The organism is Kaistella treverensis, assembly GCF_900114045.1.
GTDB lineage: Bacteria > Bacteroidota > Bacteroidia > Flavobacteriales > Weeksellaceae > Kaistella > Kaistella treverensis.
Map to the genome: position 1 here is coordinate 1 of NZ_FORQ01000008.1, position 2,731 is coordinate 2,731.

The 2,731-nt window shown below is 32.6% G+C and carries 4 protein-coding genes; 1 reads left to right on the forward strand and 3 read right to left on the reverse strand.

Going from position 1 to position 2,731, the window contains the following annotated elements; translation table 11 throughout:
- On the forward strand, positions 1-217 hold a 217-nt coding region (locus tag BMZ55_RS11365; protein ID WP_221404035.1), incomplete at its 5' end, for a hypothetical protein.
- Positions 218-238: 21 nt separating this feature from the next.
- Here the strand turns inward: BMZ55_RS11365 and BMZ55_RS11200 are convergent.
- The 3 genes from BMZ55_RS11200 to BMZ55_RS11210 form a co-directional block, all read right to left on the reverse strand.
- Positions 239-928 (reverse strand): restriction endonuclease, encoded by a 690-nt coding sequence (locus tag BMZ55_RS11200; protein ID WP_089820432.1) that lies wholly within the window; start codon positions 926-928, stop codon positions 239-241.
- Positions 928-1,425: a hypothetical protein gene (locus BMZ55_RS11205; RefSeq protein WP_089820433.1), complete on the reverse strand. Its 498-nt coding sequence runs from the start codon at positions 1,423-1,425 to the stop codon at positions 928-930. Before BMZ55_RS11205 ends, BMZ55_RS11200 begins: the two co-directional genes overlap by 1 nt.
- A gap of 254 nt (positions 1,426-1,679) precedes the next feature.
- Positions 1,680-2,459 (reverse strand): tetratricopeptide repeat protein, encoded by a 780-nt coding sequence (locus tag BMZ55_RS11210; RefSeq protein ID WP_177179813.1) that lies wholly within the window; start codon positions 2,457-2,459, stop codon positions 1,680-1,682.
- Positions 2,460-2,731 lie beyond the last annotated feature (272 nt).

The following is a 2,731-nucleotide window of genomic DNA, read 5'->3' on the forward strand; positions in this document are numbered from 1 at the left end:
ATATACATTCTGTCCAAGTAAACTCGGAATGAAATTTAAATCTTTTGGGGATAAATATTTTTCTATGATTTTCATTTTTCAAATGCCACACAACGTTTTGGGACTTTGCGATGGTGGGGCAATCGAAGTACAAATCTTCAATTTTGTACAAAAGTTCAATCGAAGAACTACCGTTGAACTTTGCAGTTTCGCCCCACTATTGCAAAACCCTTGTTAGCGGTTCGGGCTTTTGTGGTTACTACTTTTCATATTTCAATCCGGTTGGTTTTTCAGTCAATTTGAAAAATGGTACTTGTGATAATACTAAAATTATTCCCGAAGATGCTCGTCCGACATAGTTTTGATTAATGTAGTCACGAGTTATTGAACCATCTGTCAAAAGTCTATTCACAGCTTGCTTAAATATCTCTATTTTAATTTTTCCATTATTCCCATTTGAAGTTTTTCGTTCTATCCCGCTCCAATCTGCTTTAATTATTTGATTTGTTTCTCCATTTTTTCTTATCAATGTTTTGCCCTGAAGTGGAATTATGTAGTCTTCCCAAATTTGCTCAAATGTTTTATTGTTCTTGTTTTTTGTTGTCGTTATACTTGTAGAAGTATTTTTCTTGATTTCGTTTAAATACAGAATTTCGATTTTCAATTTTTCAGCAACAACCAATGCGTCTTGAAGAAAAATTCCGTCTGTTGCAATAACTGCTTTTGTGCAATCAAAAAAATCTTTAGCACCGTGAAGTTCCATTACCATTTGTCGGTTAATTTTCCTTGTTGTGTGTCCGTACATTTTTGATTGTATTGCAATTTTCTGCTTTCCCTTAATAGCGAAGCCGTCAATTCCATAATCGTTGCTGTAAGTAGTAAGTTCTGCTTTATATCCTTGTTGGCGAAAATGTTCACAAACAAATTCTTCAAATTGTCTTGGGTTCATTAGTCAGCAAGATTTGCAAAAGGTCGTTTAGAAAATTCTGAAACAAATTTTTTGATTAATGTATTTTCAGTGGTTCTTGGGTCGTCATTTAACAATGGCTTCCAACAAACAATTAAATCACTGCTATTTTTTAATTGCCAAATTAATCTTCCGCCCCAATGTCCAATATTTTTCCCTTGACCAAAACCAAAATATTGTTTTAGTCGAGAGTTAAGAGTTGCTTTGCTTGTTTCGCTTCCTGCTTTTCCGATATAAACAACAAGAGAGTTTTCAACCCAATTTGATTTTAGTTCGTCAATCAAAACATTTGGATTTTTACCTTTAAAATGTCCACCTGTTCCAATTTGTAAATATTCTGCTTTTTTGAAGTTTGGATTTAAAACAAGATAAACGCCTTTGATTTTCGGAATAGATGAACTATCAACAAAAAGTTCGCTCATTTTTTTGAAGCCAATAAATCCTGACTTTTTTATTTCGTCAACGTTGTTGAAGTCCATAAATTCTGTTTGTTCGTTTTTGTTTAGGGACGGTCGTTTCAGCCTGACCGCTAACGTTTCGAGGCTTGGCGATAGTGCGGGCTTGAATTGAGCGGAAGTTCAATTCAGACTGGACTAAGCCAAAGCCAATTTCTATTTGCTAATTTAAACAAAAAGCCAATAAAATTGGCTTTTGGCGACTTAATATGCACGAAAGTTCAACTTAGCACTTAACCCCGCATTTCGCCAAGCCTTTGTTATATGATGTGCTTGTTTTACAGTGAGTTTTTATAAAGTTCACCTAGATTAATAAGTTTTCTTCCTAAAAGGTTTTCAGCGTCTTTTGGAGCATTTTCGATTTGAGATTTCGTTAGACTTTTTTCAAGTTCCTTTATTTCTTTAATAACTTCTTCTTGTTTTAATATACTAAAGTCAACTTTAAATTCATTGTAAATTAAATACCATAAATAACTTTGATAAATATCTTTTTCGAAATATTCGCCTTTTTTATAAAAGTTGGCAATTTCCAATCTCGCAGAGGTAATATTTCCACTTTGCGAAAGATTTTCAGGATTTGGAAGTTTTGCTAATCTAATAATCCATTCTTTAAATTTCGAAATATCCACTTTTACTCCGTTTCCAGTTAGATAACAATTCACAACATTCCACATACAGGTTGCGTCATTATTGTTTGCGCATTTCAGTGCGTATTCAAAAGCTTTTTCAGAGTTTTGTTCAATTCCTTGACCATTTCCATATGCCATCATCATAGCATAATGTCCGTCATTAAATCCGTTATCAGAAGATTTTGAATACCATTTAATAGCTTCTTGTTCATTTTTTTGAATTCCAATTCCTTCTTGTAAAAAGATAGCATAATTATATTGGGCTTCTGGATTACCCAATTCAGCGGATTTTTTTAATATAGGAAGTGCTTCTTCAAACTTTCGTTCTTGGATTAATTCTTTAGATTTTAGATTTAGTTCTTCTGCTGATTGAGCAAAAGTGAAACTTGAAATAAAGAGTGAAAATAATAATATGGAGATTTTGTTCATTTTCGCAATTTTGGAAAGCATATCATATAACGAACGGTATTTCTGCAGGCGGGCTAAAAATACGAAAACTTTCTACTTGCTAAAATCTTACTTCATCGCTAAAATCTTCGATGAAAACTTCATACCCGCTTGTAGAAATACCTTGTTATCTGTAGTGCTTTTCAGGTTTCTGTTTATTTAAAAGAAAGTTCAAATTTATTATTTTGTTTTGTTGAGTTTATGAAAATCAAGATAATAAATGGAATTAAAAGTGGATATCCAAATTCGATTTG

What these genes read in the sequence shown, in the direction of transcription:
- BMZ55_RS11210 (WP_177179813.1), bottom strand. Translation starts at nt 2,459, where the DNA reads ATGAACAAAATCTCCATATTATTATTTTCACTCTTTATTTCAAGTTTC.
- BMZ55_RS11200 (WP_089820432.1), bottom strand. Translation starts at nt 928, where the DNA reads ATGAACCCAAGACAATTTGAAGAATTTGTTTGTGAACATTTTCGCCAA.
- BMZ55_RS11205 (WP_089820433.1), bottom strand. Translation starts at nt 1,425, where the DNA reads ATGGACTTCAACAACGTTGACGAAATAAAAAAGTCAGGATTTATTGGC.